18 protein-coding genes, 1 tRNA gene and 1 other annotated feature are annotated in these 18,243 nt (G+C 39.5%); of the genes, 5 read left to right on the top strand and 14 right to left on the bottom strand.

Going from position 1 to position 18,243, the window contains the following annotated elements:
* Positions 1-10: 10 nt before the first annotated feature.
* From infC to larD, 6 genes are all read right to left on the bottom strand, one after another.
* Positions 11-550 (bottom strand): translation initiation factor IF-3, encoded by a 540-nt coding sequence (gene infC, locus FGL72_RS05550; protein WP_216769572.1) that lies wholly within the window; start codon positions 548-550, stop codon positions 11-13.
* A gap of 170 nt (positions 551-720) precedes the next feature.
* Positions 721-1,356 carry a DUF1361 domain-containing protein gene (locus FGL72_RS05555; protein ID WP_146992837.1) on the bottom strand — a complete coding sequence of 212 codons (636 nt, stop codon included), beginning with the start codon at positions 1,354-1,356 and terminating at the stop codon, positions 721-723.
* Between the two features lie 96 nt (positions 1,357-1,452).
* Positions 1,453-2,826: an amino acid permease gene (locus FGL72_RS05560; protein ID WP_004900372.1), complete on the bottom strand. Its 1,374-nt coding sequence runs from the start codon at positions 2,824-2,826 to the stop codon at positions 1,453-1,455.
* 96 nt (positions 2,827-2,922) lie between these two features.
* A complete protein-coding gene (gene thrS, locus FGL72_RS05565) occupies positions 2,923-4,884 on the bottom strand; it encodes a threonine--tRNA ligase (RefSeq protein ID WP_004908108.1) in 1,962 nt (653 codons plus the stop codon).
* Positions 4,885-4,975: 91 nt separating this feature from the next.
* Positions 4,976-5,181, bottom strand: a binding site (T-box leader).
* Positions 5,182-5,217: 36 nt separating this feature from the next.
* Positions 5,218-5,340 (bottom strand): hypothetical protein, encoded by a 123-nt coding sequence (locus FGL72_RS09910; protein ID WP_004900377.1) that lies wholly within the window; start codon positions 5,338-5,340, stop codon positions 5,218-5,220.
* 103 nt (positions 5,341-5,443) lie between these two features.
* Entirely contained in the window at positions 5,444-6,163 is a 720-nt protein-coding gene (gene larD, locus FGL72_RS05570; protein WP_004900379.1) for a D/L-lactic acid transporter LarD, read from the bottom strand.
* A gap of 251 nt (positions 6,164-6,414) precedes the next feature.
* On the opposite strand from larD, the gene FGL72_RS05575 reads away from it, so the two are divergent.
* A complete protein-coding gene (locus FGL72_RS05575; protein ID WP_133286229.1) occupies positions 6,415-6,867 on the top strand; it encodes a flavodoxin in 453 nt (150 codons plus the stop codon).
* Between the two features lie 44 nt (positions 6,868-6,911).
* Here the strand turns inward: FGL72_RS05575 and FGL72_RS05580 are convergent, their stop codons facing one another.
* The 4 genes from FGL72_RS05580 to serC all read right to left on the bottom strand — a co-directional run bounded on the left by FGL72_RS05580 (position 6,912) and on the right by serC (position 10,521).
* Positions 6,912-7,634: a YebC/PmpR family DNA-binding transcriptional regulator gene (locus FGL72_RS05580; RefSeq protein WP_004900382.1), complete on the bottom strand. Its 723-nt coding sequence runs from the start codon at positions 7,632-7,634 to the stop codon at positions 6,912-6,914.
* Positions 7,635-7,757: 123 nt separating this feature from the next.
* Complete coding sequence (locus FGL72_RS05585) at positions 7,758-8,246, bottom strand: phosphatidylglycerophosphatase A (RefSeq protein WP_146992839.1); 489 nt, start codon at positions 8,244-8,246, stop codon at positions 7,758-7,760.
* 8 nt (positions 8,247-8,254) lie between these two features.
* On the bottom strand, positions 8,255-9,433 hold the full coding sequence (locus tag FGL72_RS05590) for a 3-phosphoglycerate dehydrogenase family protein (RefSeq protein WP_004900387.1): 1,179 nt from the start codon (positions 9,431-9,433) through the stop codon (positions 8,255-8,257).
* Positions 9,430-10,521, bottom strand: coding sequence for a 3-phosphoserine/phosphohydroxythreonine transaminase (serC, locus tag FGL72_RS05595; RefSeq protein WP_004904228.1), 1,092 nt, complete (start codon positions 10,519-10,521; stop codon positions 9,430-9,432). The genes FGL72_RS05590 and serC overlap by 4 nt, the downstream gene beginning before the upstream one ends.
* A 251-nt stretch (positions 10,522-10,772) precedes the next feature.
* Here serC and FGL72_RS05600 point away from each other — a divergent pair.
* From FGL72_RS05600 to FGL72_RS05610, 3 genes are all read left to right on the top strand, one after another.
* Positions 10,773-10,856 (top strand) — tRNA-Leu (locus FGL72_RS05600).
* A 311-nt stretch (positions 10,857-11,167) separates the two neighbouring features.
* On the top strand, positions 11,168-12,964 hold the full coding sequence (locus tag FGL72_RS05605) for an ABC transporter ATP-binding protein (protein WP_085698856.1): 1,797 nt from the start codon (positions 11,168-11,170) through the stop codon (positions 12,962-12,964).
* 16 nt (positions 12,965-12,980) lie between these two features.
* Complete coding sequence (locus tag FGL72_RS05610; protein WP_243130139.1) at positions 12,981-13,214, top strand: hypothetical protein; 234 nt, start codon at positions 12,981-12,983, stop codon at positions 13,212-13,214.
* 28 nt (positions 13,215-13,242) lie between these two features.
* Here FGL72_RS05610 and pta read toward each other — a convergent pair whose 3' ends face one another.
* Together pta and FGL72_RS05620 are read right to left on the bottom strand one after the other, a co-directional pair.
* On the bottom strand, positions 13,243-14,235 hold the full coding sequence (gene pta / locus FGL72_RS05615) for a phosphate acetyltransferase (protein WP_012305091.1): 993 nt from the start codon (positions 14,233-14,235) through the stop codon (positions 13,243-13,245).
* 106 nt (positions 14,236-14,341) lie between these two features.
* The gene (locus FGL72_RS05620) at positions 14,342-15,001 is read right to left on the bottom strand and encodes a uracil-DNA glycosylase (protein WP_146992843.1); all 660 of its coding nucleotides are present in this window, start codon (positions 14,999-15,001) and stop codon (positions 14,342-14,344) included.
* 42 nt (positions 15,002-15,043) lie between these two features.
* Between FGL72_RS05620 and FGL72_RS05625 the strand changes: the two genes are divergently transcribed.
* Positions 15,044-15,583, top strand: a complete 540-nt coding sequence (locus tag FGL72_RS05625) for an LURP-one-related/scramblase family protein (protein WP_004900403.1) — start codon at positions 15,044-15,046, stop codon at positions 15,581-15,583.
* Positions 15,584-15,674: 91 nt separating this feature from the next.
* Here the strand turns inward: FGL72_RS05625 and mmuM are convergent, their stop codons facing one another.
* Together mmuM and FGL72_RS05635 are read right to left on the bottom strand one after the other, a co-directional pair.
* Positions 15,675-16,589, bottom strand: coding sequence for a homocysteine S-methyltransferase (gene mmuM / locus FGL72_RS05630; RefSeq protein ID WP_085698850.1), 915 nt, complete (start codon positions 16,587-16,589; stop codon positions 15,675-15,677).
* The gene (locus FGL72_RS05635; RefSeq protein WP_004904239.1) at positions 16,576-17,988 is read right to left on the bottom strand and encodes an amino acid permease; all 1,413 of its coding nucleotides are present in this window, start codon (positions 17,986-17,988) and stop codon (positions 16,576-16,578) included. Before FGL72_RS05635 ends, mmuM begins: the two co-directional genes overlap by 14 nt.
* Positions 17,989-18,243: the final 255 nt, after the last annotated feature.

The raw sequence follows: 18,243 nt of genomic DNA on the forward strand, positions 1-18,243 counted from the left end.
AAACCTTTAATTACTTGGCGTCTTTAGGTGCCAAGACCAAAAACATTTGGCGGCCGTCCATCTTGGCACGTTGCTCAACCTTGGCAATGTCATCAAGTTCTGCGGCCATACGGTCTAATACTTGACGTCCGATGTCTTGGTGGGTAATCATACGACCACGGAAACGCAAATTAAGCTTCACTTTGTTACCTTGTCCAAGGAACTTAATAGCAGCTTTCTTACGTGTTTCGAAATCGCCTGAATCAATGACCGGTGACATACGAACTTCCTTCACTTGCACGATTTTTTGGTTTTTGCGTTGTTCTTTTTGCTTTTTTTGCGCTTCGAACTTAGCTTTTCCCCAATCCATGATTTTGGCAACTGGTGGTTCAGCGTTAGCTTGAACCAATACCAAATCCTGGTCTAAATCATTAGCAATCTGTTGTGCGTCTCGCGTAGACATTTCTGTCTGCTTACCTTCATGGATAAGCAATACGCGAGGTGCGCGAATATTATCGTTGATTAAATCAACTTGTCGTGGTTGACGTGCTATTGTCAGGCACCTCCAAATTTATTTTGTGAATCAAGAAGAAAAGTGGACAAAGAACCTAATCTTTACCCACTTCAACACTTGCAATCCATACGGATAACTGTATCTGCCAAGCAACACAATCACTTGGCGAGAAGCGGGTGCTCCTACTTGTTCAACAGTTATTATTCTATCTTACTATTAAGTTATTGTCAAGCTTGAGTTTGCTCTAATTTAATCATGCGAATACCATAGTGAAATACTACCAAGACGGCAAACTGGGCGCCAGCAAATAAAATGACAAAAGTAAACATGTGGTAACCCATTGACATGGCGATGTTACGTAAAACAACATGAAAATTCACAAAAATATCCCAGGAGTTCAAGCGTAGGTACCGTCCAATATATATCCCTAAAGCAGATAATACTGATACCAGTGCGGTAATACTAAAATAAGTGAGGTGAACACGACGATGAAAAACTGCTCGTGTCATAATTTCTAAACTCAAGACCCCCAAGCCAACGCCAATAAATATGCCCGTCGCTAAAATAGCATAATTGAAATACTGTCCCGCTTGGCTCAAATCAGAACCAATGGCATAGAGATGAATAAAATCCGTCATCATATACATGGTGTTGGGAAAGAATAATAGCCACAATACACCAAACAAACACTTTAGAAGTCGGCTTGGAACAATCGAAACAATGACGGCAAAATCAAATGGTAGTAAAGCTAAAAAAACATTCCAGTTCAAAAAAGTAAAACGTGTTGGTGTGGTATGAACGAATAGGAAAAATAGGAAAACAACCAAATGGATAATACTGAGATTCAAAATTTTATTATTCATGCCTTGCGTCCCCTTTTTTTGCAATGCCTCTAGTTTATCATAATCAATAAAAGCTATTCAATCTAAATTTAAATTGAATAGCTTTTATATTAAAGATTATTTTTTTAACGTTTTAGGCTGGCGGGAAGCTATCCAACCAAAGATAACTAGCCATAATGTTGCGCCAATTGCTGGCACGCGGGAATCCGGGTTAAAGAATAACGTCACAAAAATAAAGGCAAAAAACACAATTGCTAATGGTACTAACACACGTGGTGCAATCACGAGAAAGCCATCTGGCATATAACGATCTGACTTACGATATTTCATGTAGGCTATCAATATCAAAATATAAATCATCAAAAACAAATCTGTTGAAGCACTTGTGACAAAGCTAAATGCGTTGGTCACTGCCGGAACAACTGATATAACCGCTGAAAAGCCAACCATCAATGCCGTGAAAAGAACCGCATTGGTTGGTAATTGTGTCTTAGACATTTTTCTAAAAGGCTTTAAAAAGGCAGATTTCGATTGAAAAGACAAAGCATAAAAATTACGACTTGCACTAAACAATACTGAATTCAATGCAGATGCTGCACTGGTTAACACCACAAAATTAATTAATGCAGCCGCCCACTTAACACCAGCTAATTGAAAAACCATAACAAATGGGCTCTGATCAGCGGGAATTTTTTGCCAAGGATAGATTGTCATAATAATAAACAAGGCACCTAAGTAGAAAAACAAAATACGCCAAGGTATCTGGTTAATTGCCTTAGGTAGAACAGCCCGTGGATTATCTGTCTCTGCTGTGGTCATACCAATAAATTCCATACCAACGAAAGCAAACATGACCATTTGAAAGGCATTAATAAAATTACCAACGCCGTTTGGGAAAAGCGACAAATGTTGCCAGACATTACTAAACGCAACATCGCCCACTGGGGTCTTAAAACCTGTTAATGCCATAATGATACCAGTCACAATCAAAGCAAGTATGGCAACAATTTTGATCATAGCAAACCAGAACTCAGTTTCGCCGTAAAGTGCCACGGCAACTAAATTAACACTTGTTAGTACTACAAGCATGATAATTTGAATAAGCCAACTGGGCATACCTGGCAGCCAATATTGAATATATTTAGCAACAGCTGTTAATTCCGCCATGCCCATGAAGACAATCGTTAGCCAATAAGACCAACGCGCAAAAAAGCCGGTACGATTGCCGATATATCTCGTTATAAAAGTAATAAATGTATGTTGGGTAGGGTCGGCATAAAGTAATTCACCAACCGCCCGCATCATCACAAACATGAATAAACCAATGGTCAAATAGACTAGTAATATTGCTGGGCCAGCATAATGAATGGAATTCCCTGCCCCCATAAATAGCCCAGTCCCAATAGTACCGCCAATAGCAATAAGCTGCACATGCCGATTTTGTAAACCTCGTTTGGCAGGTTGACCATTGTCTTCTGTTGTTTCTGACATAAAAAAATATCTCCTCTTTATACTACAATTAACGTTTAACACACTATGTACAAAGCACTGAACGACTTTGTGTTCAATGCTTTACAAATCAATTAGTTAGTCATTTACTGGACGTGAGTAATTGGCAACATCAGCTAGAATTTCACTTTGGAAATCTGCAAAACGCATTGTTCTTGTTTTTTCTTCACCGTACTTACGTACTGTAACTGTCTGTCCGTCAACTTCCGAATCACCTAATACTAATGTATATGGGATTTTATTAGTTTGTGCTTCACGAATCAAATAACCCATTTTAGCATCTTTTGTTTCAACGTGTGCTCTAAGTCCCGCAGCTTGTAGCTGTGCTTGAATGTCATTAGCATAATCGCCATGAGCACCAAGGTTAACCGGAATAATTTGCACTTGTAATGGTGATAACCATGTTGGGAAAGCGCCCTTATACATTTCAATAAGGTACGCTGTGAAACGTTCCATCGTTCCAACAATACCACGATGGAGCATCACAGGGCGATGATTGTCTTGGCCATCTGCGCCAATATATGTCAAATTAAATCGTTCTGGCAATAGGAAGTCTAATTGAATAGTAGACATCGTTTCTTCACTGCCCAAAGCTGTTTTCGTTTGAACATCTAACTTTGGTCCGTAGAAAGCAGCTTCACCTTCTGCTTCATAGTAATCCAATTTCAAATCGTCCATGGCACGTTTCAACTGTGCTTGAGATTTTTCCCACATATCGTCATCATCAAAATATTTTTCAGTATTTTCAGGATCACGATAAGACAAGCGGAAACGATAGTCAGTGATATTGAAGTCACGATAAACGCCCATCATCATCGTCAAAATTGATTTAAATTCTTCTTCAAGCTTTTCTGGTTCAACAAATGTATGACCATCGTTAAGCGTCATTTCGCGAACACGTGATAGCCCTGTTAAAGCACCTGACTTTTCATAACGATGCATCATGCCTAATTCGGCAATACGTATTGGTAACTCACGGTATGATCGTGGCTTATGATTGAAAACCATGATATGTGATGGGCAATTCATTGGTCGTAATTCTAAAAATTCTCCCTCGCCCATGTCCATTGGTGGGAACATATCTTCACGATAATGATCCCAATGGCCTGAAGTTTTGTATAAGTTCAAATTTGACAAAACTGGTGTGTACACATGCTGATAACCATTAGCTAATTCTTTATCAATGATATAGCGTTCTACCTGACGGCGAATCGTTGCACCGTTTGGTAACCAAACGGGCAAGCCAGAGCCGACTTCTTGACTAGTAAAGAACAAATCCATGTCACGCCCAATCGTACGATGATCGCGTTCTTTTGCCTCTTCGCGTCGTTGAATTTCAGCATCAACATCTGCTTGCTTCCATTCAGCAACACCGTAGATTCTTTGCATCATCGGATTGGATGATTTTCCACGCCAGTAGGCACCAGCAACAGAAGTCAACTTAAAATGCTTAATCCAGCCAGTAGATGGCACCAGGCCCCCTTTATCCAATTCGATATGATCCCCTTGAACCGCAATCGTAATTTTTTCATCTTCTGGCAAATCAGAGATTAACGCAATTTTATAAGGATCTTCCGCAAACATGCTTAACGCTTCTTCACGGGTAATTTCACGTGATACGATTGGCAAATCTTCTTTAACTATTTTATGCATCATAGCTTCGATTTCAGGGAAATCCTCCACAGAAACCTGGTTACCAGCCCCATTGTCAGTGTCATAATAGAAACCATTGTCAATAAATGGTCCGACACCAAAATGCATATTAGCAAACTTTGGTATCCGCTTCAAGGCTTGTGCCAATAAATGTGAAGCAGCATGACGCAATAATGATATTGCTTCATCATCACTAGTCGTAATTAATTGGAAATCGCCTGATGCTGGTATCATGTCGTGCATACCCACATAAGCCCCATGCAACTTAGCCGATACAGATTTTTTGGCTAATGACTTTGATATACTTTCTGCAACAGCTAAAGGTGTCGTCCCCTCGGGAAAAACTTTAACGGCACCATCTGGAAAAGTAAGACTAATTTCTGACATATTAACAATATTCCTTTCATTTGACGTTTGTTTTAATGCAAACGTTTCTGACATTTATAAAAACAAAAACGTCCCCTTGAGTCATGCGACTCAAAGGGACGTTTCACCGTGGTACCACCCAAGTTTAGCACATAAAGTGCGACTTAAATGACAGCTAACGGTGTCACCCGAATGGTTTTCAAAACTTACTTACCACTACTCAAAGGTAGTCTTTTCCGTGCAAATTACCCATTTTCACCAAACATGGATTCTCTTAAAAATTGCAAACAGTCCAGTTGTCCTTATCAACGTTATTGTGATTATTTTAGCACTGTTCACACCGTTGTGCAACAATTACTTTGGGTTGATTTCTGTTAATACAAGCGCTAATGCTTCCTTAGCCACTGCATCATGATCTAAAATACCATTGTCAAAAGCCGTTTTTAATGCATCATACTGCTGTTTTGTTAGTGTCATAATATCTTCTCTCTAAAAAATAAATTAATACTTTAATTATAACGAAGGGACGGCAAAATTCAAGTACAAACAGGTCCACTGAATTGTAAATAAAAAGGTCTCACTAGAGACCTAGATAATATTTTGAAAACAGTGCTGCAAAAATGGCACCAACAAAAGGTGCTAGTCCTGGTACCAAGACACCATACTTAAAATCAGCATCTGCGCGATTTTGCCATGGTAACATGGCATAGGCCAAACGCGGCCCCATATCTCGCGCTAGATTCATTGCAAAGCCAGTTGTGCCACCCATTCCCATGCCAACTGCCCAAACAAGAAAACCAATGGCTAATGGCACCATTCCTGGTACATGACCTGCTCTTGCTGAAATGGCTAGAATACTAGTCAAAAACACAAATGTCGCAAAAGCTTCCACAAAGAAATTACGTGGTAGGTTGCGAATAGCTGGCGCAGTTGAGAAAATATTGCGGACAATGACTGGATCAATATCTTTTTCTGATAATTTAAATTGGTCAGCATACATCACGTAAACAATTAAAGAACCCGCAATTCCCCCTAACACTTCGACCACACTAACAATTAAAAAATAAGTTATATCTATTTTGCCCAATACCAGCTGAACCATCGCCATTGCTGGATTAATAAACACATCCCCAAATACAAATAGCACAATTGTGATACCAAATCCCCAAGTCGTAATCGCAAAAATATGCCCTGAACCGTGATATTTCGTCCGGTTTAATACCTCGTCAGCGTGTACGCCAACACCAAAAATGATCATTAGGGCTGTGCCCATGAACTCAGCCAACAACTGGTGTATCATTTGTAATCTCCTAAGCGGTCGCAAATCTATCAAGAAGTCGCGGTTTTTTATGTTATTTTTCCATTCCTTATATTAAGGCCTTGAATAGGCGCTGTAAAGCCTTTTTATAGTTTTGTCAACAAACCGTCACATTTCGTGTTTTGTTTCACGAAGTATGATGATACTTTTTTAAGTCATCTTGCCTTATAATGGAAAGTAATATATTAATGGGAGGATGGCCATAACAAACGATGTATGGTCAACGATAAGTTATGAATGCACACGTTGTTTATGCAACAATCACCGGAAACAATGAGGATGTCGCTGATGTTATCATCACGGCCTTAAGAGCTGCCCATGTGACTGTCAAAAAAACAGAAATATCACAGACTGAGGTAGAAGAGTTAGCAGAAAGTGATATTGCTGTCGTTGTGCCCTACACCTATGATAATGGTTCATTACCTGATGAGGGCTTAGACTTCTTTGAAGAATTAGCCGATGTTGATTTAGATAATGTCATTTATGGCGTTGCAGGTTCTGGAGACACCTATTACTTGGATGATTTCTGCGTTGCCGTTCCAAAATTCGAAGCCCAATTTGCTAAGACGCATGCCATTAAAGGTGCTGAAGGGGTTAAAATTAACCTCAGACCAGACGAAAAAGATACACTGACACTCAATGCGTTTGCACAGCAATTAATTAAAGCTGCACAAGCACGGTCATAATAAAAAGCACTATCTTGATCAAGATAGTGCTTTTTATATACGAATCAATCAGCCGTTGTATAAACTGCCAAAACATCTTCGTTTTCTTCTAACTCATCGACTAGCTTATCAAGCTTGTCACGATCGTCATCAGAAATTTCAGCTGGATTTTGTGCAATCATCGTTACTTCTGCTTCTTCAAAAACATAACCATCAGCTGTCAAAGCAGCTTCAACAGTTTGAAAATCAGCTGGCGTTGTATAAATTTCAAACACTTCATCTTGTGTCTGTACATCCTCCGCGCCAGCTTCCAATGCGGCTTCTAGCACCGTGTCTTCGTCAAGATCAGGAAAATCCGTACGATTAATAGCCAAATAGCCCTTGCGATCAAATTGAAATGCGACTGAACCTGTCGTTCCTAAAGCACCGCCAAAATGCTTAAATGAGTTACGAATACTTGATACTGTACGATTGATATTGTCAGTTGATGTTTCAACCAAAATGGCTACACCAGCTGTCCCATAACCTTCATAAGTTACTTCTTCAAACTTTTGGCCACCAGCACCTGAAGCCTTATCTAACGCACGTTGGATATTGTCTTTTGGCATATTAGCAGATTTAGCCTTTTCAACAACTAAACGCAACGAAGCGTTCATTTCTGGGTCGGCGCCACCAGCTTTTGCAGCCACATATAAATCATGTGCTAGTTTTTGGAAAATTTTACCACGCTTAGCATCTTGGGCATTTTTTCGGCCCTGGATGTTATGCCACTTACTATGTCCTGACATGTTAACATCTCCTTGAAATTGTCAATATAATTTTAATTTTAACAAAAAAAAGTAACAATGACTAGTTTTAGTGATAAATTTAACACAAAAAGCCTTTGCTACTTTATTATTTTTGAAATCAACTTAATAAGTATTACCACCAAGCAGTTCCAGATATGTCATCGCAGCACTTGCAATTAGAGCAGCTAGAATATCATCTAGGTAAACATTAATCGTATCGGTTCGATCATTAATTTCGCCAATTAATCCTGGCTTAAGATCATCTAATAGACCATAATGGACTGTTGCTGCTGCTGAAAACTGTTGGGTAATCGCAATAGCTAAAATTTCATCAACATTGTGTCCATTCGCATCACGCTGTAACCGTGCTTTTAGAGGTTGACTATCTGGCATTGTTTCAGCTTGTTCATCAAGATAAAGCGCTGTCAAAATGATGTCAGCTACTTCGTCCTTGTGCAACACTTTTGCAATGGATGACATCAATGTCGTGTCGTCAACAGCATCTTTATACTTTTCTGACAGAAATATGCGTGTACCATCGGCTATATCATCAATGGTCACACCACGTTCTGCTAGTTTGATTATTACTGCTTCTTGTAAATCTTTCATCATTTTACTCCTCAATAATCTTCATTCAAGTAGCGTCGTGTCAAAATAACATGTGGAATCTCATCCAAAGCAGTCTTAACATACGCTTGTTGTTCATCTGTGAAATCGTTAATTGCAACCAACGTATAGGCGTAAGCGCCAACAGCACGATTACTTAATTGCTCGATGTTAATCCCATTGTCACCAAAAAACTTTGAAATTTGGCTAATCATATTAGGAACATTTTCATGGATAATGCCCACGCGGTATTTTGTTACAAACGGCTCATTAATATCCGGGTAATTAACTGAATTGACAATATTCCCTGTTGTTAAGTATGTGTCTAATTGGCGAGCAGCCATTAAAGCACTAGTATCTTCTGCTTCTACAGTAGACCCACCAATATGTGGCGTAATAATCACTTTGGGATGATCGAATAAGGCTTCATCGGCAAAGTCTGTAATGTAGACACGTAACTTATCTTGATCCAATGCCGCTTTAGCTGCCAAATCATCGACAATTCCGCCACGAGACATATTCAGTAACGCAGCGCCGGGCTTCATTTTTGAAAGGCTATCAGCAGCAATAAAGAATTTGTTTTTTTCAGTTAGTGGGATGTGAACTGTAACATAATCTGATTGTTGCAACACTTCATCAACACTTTTAGCATGTGCAATATGCCGGTCAATACGCCAAGCTGTATTGGCGTTCAAACCAGGGTCATAGCCAATAACATCCATATCTAATGCTAAAGCCGTATTTGCAACTTTCGAACCCACATTACCTAAACCAATAACCCCTAATGTTTTGCCTGCTAATTCTGTACCGCGATAACCACCTTTATTCACTTCTGTTCGCAATGACACATCTCCACCGCGTGTCTCATTAGCAAAACCAATAGCGCCAACTACTGGTCGGGCAGCTAAAATCAATGACGCAATAGTTAATTCTTTCACAGCATTAGCATTGCCACCTGGTGTATTAAAGACAACAATACCGCGTTTTGACAACTCATCAACGGGAATATTATTAAAGCCGGCGCCAGCACGGACAACTGCACGCACGCTATCAGCAATAGTTTCCTGATGCAAATTTTGAGAACGTAACAGAATCGCTTTCGGCTCTTCAGTGGTATCAATTTCATAGCCATGAGTTGTTAAATAGTTTAAGCCTTTTGCACTAATGGCATTATATGTTTTAATATTTGTCATACTTGCTCTTTTTCAACTTTCTTCAAAAATGTTATCAATGCGTCAACAGCTGCCATAGATTGTGCATTATACAGAGATGCTCTAAAGCCACCAACTGAGCGGTGACCATTCAAATTAAATAGTCCTTCTGACTCAGCACGCTTAGCAATCATTTTGTCGCGTGTCAAATCGCCTGTGGTAAATACCACGTTGGTTAATGAACGTGCAGTTGTTTCAACCGGAGCTGTATAAAAATCCGACTGGTCTAAGAAGGCGTAGAGTTTGTGGGCTTTTGCTAGATTGCGCCGATGCATTTCAGTGACACCGCCTTGCGCAACAACCCAATCCAATACAAGGTTAAGCGCATAAATTGAAAACACTGGTGATGTGTTATACATGGATTGTTTGTCAATATGATTTTGATAGCGCATCATCGGTCCAACATGACGTACATCTTGCTGTGCTAACCAGTCTTTTTTAATGATGGCAACTGTCACACCAGCTGGGCCAAGATTTTTTTGACCACCAGCAAAGACAGCATCAAATGCGTTAATATCATAGGGTTCAGCTAAAATATTGGAACTCATATCGGCTACAAGTCGGCCTGTTGTACTTGGCAAATTGTCCTGATGAAATGTTGTGCCTTCGATAGTGTTATTAGTTACAATATGCAAATAATCGTAAAGTTCAGGGTCGAAATGTTCGGGTAAAATTGGTAGTTTTTGATAATTTATTCCCTTTGTACTGTTCAATACTGTGGCTTGTTTCCCTAACATTTCTGCTGCTTCACTTGCTTTAGCTGCAAAGTTGCCCGAATCAAGAATGGCAATATGTGACTGATTTGTTGCAAAATTAAGTGGAATCATCTCAAACTGCGTTGACCCACCGCCTTGCAAAAATATAACGGCATAGTCTTCTGGAATAGCCATTAACTCACGCAACTTTTGCTCAGCTTCGGTAACTATGGCTTGAAATTGTGCGGATCGATGAGATATTTCAATAATACTCATATGTGTGTGTTCGTTACGTTCGAATTCTTGCTTAATCTGGGTAATGACTTCATCTGGCAAAACACCAGGACCCGCAGAAAAATTATAAGTTTTTGCCATAATTTCGTGCTAGCGCACATCCTTCCTTAATAAAAAACAATTTTCAAAATAGACGTCAACAATTTAACGAACATTTAGAAAAAAAACAGCTGAATAATGACAATAATTCGCAAAAAAGCTAAAATAAAATCAATTTTAGAACAAAAAAACAAACTTTATTGCAATTCAAGTCACTGTTTTCATGTTACTATATCTTTAATTAAAGTCAATCTTTTATTTTAATACTTTTTTTAGTATAATGAATGAGTAATGCCGCTGTGGCGGAACTGGCAGACGCGTACCGTTCAGGTCGGTATGAGAGCAATCTCGTGCAGGTTCGATTCCTGTCAGCGGCATCATTATAAAAAGGCAGCTTGTTAAATCAAGCTGCCTTTTTATTAAGAAATATTAAAAAAACATATTATTTTCTAAACAATCCCTTATTGTTACACAGTCGTCATATAATCAGATTATATTAGGATAAAATAACAATCGGAGTATTGTAATATGGGACGACGACCTACTGTAAAGCGCCACATCAAATGGTGGCGTATCATTGGTTGGCTTTATCTAACAGGTTTATTACTATATGGAAGCTATATTATTTTAACTAGCCTCAAACATTAAAAAAACATTTATAACGTAATTAGCGTATAATAATGCCATTATGATAAATGGACCTGGGCGAATGAGCCCCTCTCAAATTAAAGAACAACTAGCAGCCTCTGACACCACAACTAGCGAAATGATTCGTTTTGTATTCGGGTCCGTTTTAAAGCGCCGTGGTCTTGTAGCCCTTAACGTTGCGCTTTTGACGATGATGGCTGGCTTAAATTTTGTTGTGCCACAGTTTACAAAAAATATTATTGATCATGCCCTACCACATTCAATCACAACTGAGCTGTACCGCAATGTTACGTTATTAATTTTGACGACAATTTTACTTGGCATAATAACATTTGCCTCAACTTATATGATGCAAATGTTATCACAACGCGCCATTACTGAATTACGTATTAAAACTTACCAATTTATTTTAAAGCAAGACTATGCTTTTTTTCAAGATACTAAGACTGGTGATTTAATGGTCAGACTCACTAGCGATATTAGCAACCTACAAATGTTAATCAGTGCGAATACTTTTGGCATTATTGGTAATTTATTTACTTTTGTCGGCGTATTATGCTTCTTATTTTGGCAAAATTGGCAGTTGGCAGCACTAGTGTCTGTGACTTTTCCTATTCTATTCATTACGATACGGTTTTTCCGGACGCGGATTCGCGAGTCATTTGCCAATGTTCGTACCGCCCAAAGTAAAATTAATAATCAACTACAAGCAACACTCACCGAAATTGAACTCATTAAATCGTATACTACTGAAATACCCGAAACGCAAAAATTTGAATCCATCGCCAACGAATCCAACACATACTCCCTTACTGCAACTAAGTGGCAAGCTATTTTTCAACCGTTGGTTACCTTAATCAATACCATTGGTACAGCTACCGTACTATTGTTCGGTGCCTTATTAGTGATGAACCATCAGATGACTATTGGTGACTTAGTGGCTTATCTAGCCTACGTTACTATGTTACAAGATCCTATTCGTTCATTTTCAATGCTCATGAACGTCTTCCAAACAGCACAAGTATCCTATGATCGCATTAAAAATATCCTAAGCTATACGCCGACGATTACAGAAATTACGCAACCGGCGCCATTTCCACTGCCGCTTTCTACCAGTATTCAACTTCATGATGTTAACTTTGATTATCAATCAGGTACTGATTACGCTTTAAAAAATGTATCTCTGACTATACCAGTTGGTCAAACTACTGCATTAGTTGGCCGATCCGGTTCCGGAAAATCAACTATTGTCAAATTACTGACACGTTTATATGATTGCTCTAGCGGGCACATTACTTTTGATAATATAAATATAAAGTCATTTGCCCTAAAAGATTTACGTCAAAATATTGCCGTAGTGAGCCAAGAGGTTACAATTATTGATGGCACAATCGGTGATAACATTACCTATGGCAGTCAACCAACCGACGCAGCAGCTATTTGGCGAGCTGCTGAATTAGCTGACATTGCCAGTTTTATCTCACAATTACCACAACAGCTAGACACGCCCGTTGGCGAACGTGGTATTAAACTTTCAGGTGGGCAAAAGCAACGACTGTCCATTGCACGCGCCTTGTTAAAGGATGCACCAATTGTCATTTTAGATGAAGCAACCGCGGCACTAGATAATGAATCTGAAAAGGCCATTCAGCATGCATTAGATAATCTAATGGTCACCAAAACTTCTATTGTGATTGCACATCGTCTGAGTACTGTTCATAAAGCTAATCAAATTATTGTGATGGATGAGGGTCAAGTAGCTGAATCCGGTACTCACGATACACTACTAAAAAATAAAGGTATTTATAAGAAATTATACGATGCACAATTCGAATAATAAAAGCGTCCAACAAATGATAACAGTCCAAACTATTCAAGATAAATTACGCCAAAAACCCGGTGTCTCTGCCTCAATCCAATTCTATGATATGGCTGACCGCTATTTTCTCACAATTGGTGCCTATCATCAAGAATTGTCTGATAGTGAAGCTAAGCGTCTCTTATCAGAATTACAAAAAGATAAGCAATCAATATTAACCACTAAAAATAACCACCCTGCGCTGTTGATTACAAATAAAAAACACTGAGCGAATCTCAGTGTTTTTTATTTGTGCTTTATACTAATGCCTGTGCTGCTGTAATAATTGCAACTTTGTACACATCCTCTTCATTTGCGCCACGTGACAAGTCAGAAACTGGCTTGGCTAGTCCTTGCAAAATAGGCCCAATTGCTTCAAAACCGCCTAGACGTTGCGCAATTTTATAACCAATATTACCAGCCTCTAAACTTGGGAAAATAAATGTGTTGGCATGGCCAGCAACTTTTGAGTTTGGTGCCTTTGCCTCACCAACAGAAGCTACAAAAGCCGCATCAAATTGTAACTCACCATCGATACTATCAGCTAAATCAGGTGCCAGTTTTTTAGCTATAGCCGTAGCTTCTGCAACCTTATCGACTAGTGGTGATTTTGCAGAGCCTTTAGTTGAAAATGATAACATGGCCACTTTTGGTTCAATGTCAAAGACTTGTGCAGTTTTGGCTGATTGTACAGCAATTTCAGCCATTGTTTCTGCATCAACATCTATATTAATAGCTGCATCAGAGAATACATAACGTGCCTCACCTTTTTGCATAATAAAGGCACCTGAAATACGTGACGAGCCTGGCGCTGTTTTAATAATTTGTAATGCCGGCCGAACTGTATCACCGGTTGGATGTGTGGCACCCGAAACCATGCCGTCAGCTTGACCAGTGTAAACCAGCATTGTGCCGAAGTAATTAACATCAGCCAACCACTTTGCTGCCGTTTCTGCATCAGTTTTTCCTTTGCGACGGTCAACTAAGGCGGCATTTAATTTGGCAAGCGCTTTTTCATCATATGTTGCTGGATCAATGATTACTAAGTCCGATAAATCATAGTTATTGGCAACCGCTGTTGCTTCAATAGCCTTTTGTGCGCCCAACAAAATTGGCTTAATTAGGCCTTCAGCAGCCAAACGCACCGCTGCGCCCTGAATACGAACATCTTCACCCTCAGGAAAAACAATCACTTTGTTTTGACCGCTAATTTTCCCCTTCAATTGTTCAAATAATTCCACCACAAGCATTCCCTCCAGCGTGTTCAAACAAACACTGTTTTTAATTTACAACTTCATTGTAACAGAACACATGCCATTTGTCTGTGATTTTACTACATTTTGTGATTTTATTCACTCACTCTAACCAGTGGATACTGTCGCGCCCATTTTGCGTTAAAAATTGGTTTGCTTTGGAAAACGGATGGCTACCAAAAAAACCACGATATGCTGATAATGGACTCGGATGGGCCGCCGCCAGTACTAAGTGTTTTGACTCATCAATATACTGTCGTTTTGACTGCGCAAATTTTCCCCATAAAATGAATACGGTTGGCTCGCCTGCGTCAGATACAGCTTGAATAATAGCATCTGTTAACGGCTCCCAAACTAAGCCAGCATGCGCGTTAGCCTGGCCTTCAGGAACAGTCAACACCGCATTTAAAAGTAAGACCCCTTGTTTAGCCCACGATGTTAAGTCATGTGAAGCACGCGGCCCAATATCAGTTGCTAATTCTTTTAAAATATTTTGCAATGATGGTGGTGCAGGTACAGCGTCTGGTACAGAAAAGCTGAGCCCTTGTGCCTGCCCTAAGCCATGATAAGGATCCTGCCCCATGATCACAACTTTTGTATGATCAAGCGACGTCATTGACAAGGCAGCAAAGACTTTTTCTTTTGATGGAAATATGGATTGCTCCTGATATTGCACATCTAAAAACTGCTTAATATTATTAATTTGTTCAGGTGTTAACTTGGCATTAATATAAGGTGCCCAAGTTGTATGAGATAATGGCATAATTTGACTACTTTCATGTTAAAATGAGTGCAAGAGGCGATCATGACAAAATATTATTTAAGACAACGGCATAGCATTGATGACGGCGTCAATATCGTGTTTGATGAAAACTTTCAAGCAAGTTATTTAGTATCTGGCCGTACAGGGAAAAAACATGATGAATTGCATGTTCAGGATATGTCCGGTCGTGTTTTAGTGCGTATTCAACAAACTTCTTATGGCATGTTACCACGCTTTTCATTACGCTATCGTGGACACACAGTTGGCTCGATTAGTTTCACCCTCGGTCATCTTGGCGATCTTGTCTATGTTCGTCAACTTGGCTGGCTAATCTCTGGCAATTTTATGGCTGGTCGATACCTCACTACACATAATACCAAAAAATTACTTTCCGTGAAGCCTAACATTCGTCCTGACGGTATTTATAATCAACTGACTGTAACCTTTGACTCCCAAGCACCAGTTCATATTGCGATTGCCGCGTTACTCGATATATGGGGGACAAAATCTAATCCACTGACGCGTTTTAAATGGCTACCCGGCCAATCAGAAAATTACAAACTAACTTATTGTCGTCACTAAACGCAAAAGCTAACGCTGTGCGCATTAACGACGTAAAAAGGCCTGAAAAGAGCGTGACTCTTTTCAGGCTTTTTTACGCAACATGATGGCTTTATTGCTTTTGTAAAATGTCGTGAATTTCACGAATATCTTCCGGACTTGTTCGGCAACAACCGCCAATGATGTCAGCACCAGCATGTTGCCACAACGGCACCAATCGTCGCCAGTTAATTGGTTCGTTATTAGTCACCCAGCGTTTTGTTTCTGGATTATACACTTCACCAGCATTAGGATAAACAATTACTTTTTTATCCGTATTGGGTTTGATTCGCGTGATGGCAGGTAAAATGTTATCTGGTGCTGTACAATTGATGCCAATGGCCTTAATTTGCTCGAATTGATTAAAATAAGCTACAGCATGTGCTAAACGTGTGCCATCCCACAAATAATCTCCTGCTTCGGTAGCAAATGATAAATAGGCTTCAACCTCAGGAAATTCGTTTTGTAACAATAGCGCTATCGCTTGAGCTTCTTTAAAGTTAGGCATAGTTTCTAAAGCCAATATATCGACATTATTGTGCACTAAGCGCTTTATTCGCTGTCTATGAAATGCCTGATATGCCTGGATTGAGAGGTCATAATCACCGGTATATTCAGCCCCATTGGCTAGATACGCCCCATAAGGTCCCACTGAACCAGCAATGATACCTGATGATTTCTCTGATTTTTTCAAACCATCTCGTGCCAATGCAACAGCTAAATCAATGAGTTCATAGGCTTCATTTTCTGATAGGCCCGAATCCACAAATGTCTGTGGGTGTGCTTGGTACGTATCGACAATAGCAATTTGTGCTCCTGCATTAAAATATGATTGATGTATATCACGCACAAGATTGGGTGCCTGTATTAGTGCAGAAGCAGACCATAAATTATTGGCCACAGCAATATGTTGCTTGTCAATTTCACTTCCCAAACCACCATCTAAAATTACTGGTCCCTGAAATAATAACTCACTAAACTTTGTCATGAACTTGTCTCTCCTGTGATATTTTAATGCGTTTGTGTTGATATTTGTTCAATAGTTTAAATCTCAATGCATAATATCCATACACTAATAGTATGAACGGTATCGACCACAATAGTGCCATGCGTTGCGCTGGGTCAAATATGACTAATATGACTGATAATGATGATCCAGCAAATCCAGCTAGCGGTAAGATTGGATAAGCCCACTTTGGGTATCGCAATTGGTTTAACTGGTGTGCTTTTTTTAATTTAAGATAATACTGGTAGTGAGACCAACTAATCGCAATCCAAACAAAGACAACTGCTAAGCCAGAGACTTCCACTAAAATCAAATACAGTTGTCCAGCAGCCATAAAGCTTGATCCTAATGCCAAGACTCCACCAAGTAAGCTCACAAATAAAGCTAATTGTGGTATTCCATGTTTATTAGTTACTGTAAATTTTGATGAAATAAGCCCTTCATGTCCTAAAGACCATAGCATTCGTGTTGAAGCATATAACCCTGAGTTCGCCATAGATAAAATTCCTGTCAAAATCACAAAGTTCATGATGTCTGCTGCATACGGAATACCAGCCATACTAAAAACTGTCACAAAGGGACTCTCAGTCACACCAGCCTTTTCGTAAGGAATAACCGCTGCTAAAATAACAATGCTGCCAATGAAGAAAATAATTTGCCGCCACCAGACTGCTTTAATGGCTTTAGGAATCGCTTTTTCAGGATTTTCGACTTCACCAGCTGTGATACCCATTAATTCCGTGCCACTAAAAGCAAAATTAACAGCCAATATCGTGGTGAATACGGCCCATATACCATTTGGAAAAGCACCATGACTTAAAATGTTTTGAAAGCCGGCAGAAGCCGTACGTGGTGAATGAATTATTCCGGTCAGAATCAAGACACCAACAAGCAAAAAGATAACAATAGCCACGACTTTTATTGCCGCTAGCCAATACTCACTCTCACCGAAGATGCGAGCAGAAAAAAAGTTACTTAATAAAATCACCAGCAAAAATAGACCAGAAAAAGACCAAACTGGTAAATGAGGCAACCACCTTTGCATGATAATACCAGCCGCTGTAAATTCTGAACCTAAGGCAATTGTCCAAGTTAGCCAGTAAGCAATCGCTACAAAAAATCCTGTCGCTGGACCAATTAACTGCTGCGCATGATAATGAAAGGCGCCAGTAGCTGGCATTGCAATAGATAACTCTGCAACACTCAACATCACCAAATACACTAATAAAGCGCCAATACTGTAAGCAATAATTGTGCCAAGTGCCCCAGCTGTATGAATTGTATAGGCAGATGACAAGAATAATCCTGTGCCAATACCGCTTGCTAGACCAATCATTTGAATATGTCTAGTCCGCATTGTTCTTTTTAATGTTGTCGCCATAATTTCCCCCTTAATGTTACACATGTCATTGCTAAAAAAAGCCCCGCAATCTAAATATCATTAGACTGCGGGACGATGATGATTCGTGGTACCACCCGTTATTTATGTGTTCAGAACACACCTTTGAAAAACAGCAATGCAATGTATTCTGACACATTTTAATTGCTGAATTAAATGGAGCTATATCGCGCTGAACCGATAATCGCTAACCTTATCCCAAACCTTGTACCGGGGATTTGCTCACGACAATGACAC

The organism is Leuconostoc citreum, from assembly GCF_007954785.1.
Classification (GTDB): domain Bacteria; phylum Bacillota; class Bacilli; order Lactobacillales; family Lactobacillaceae; genus Leuconostoc; species Leuconostoc citreum.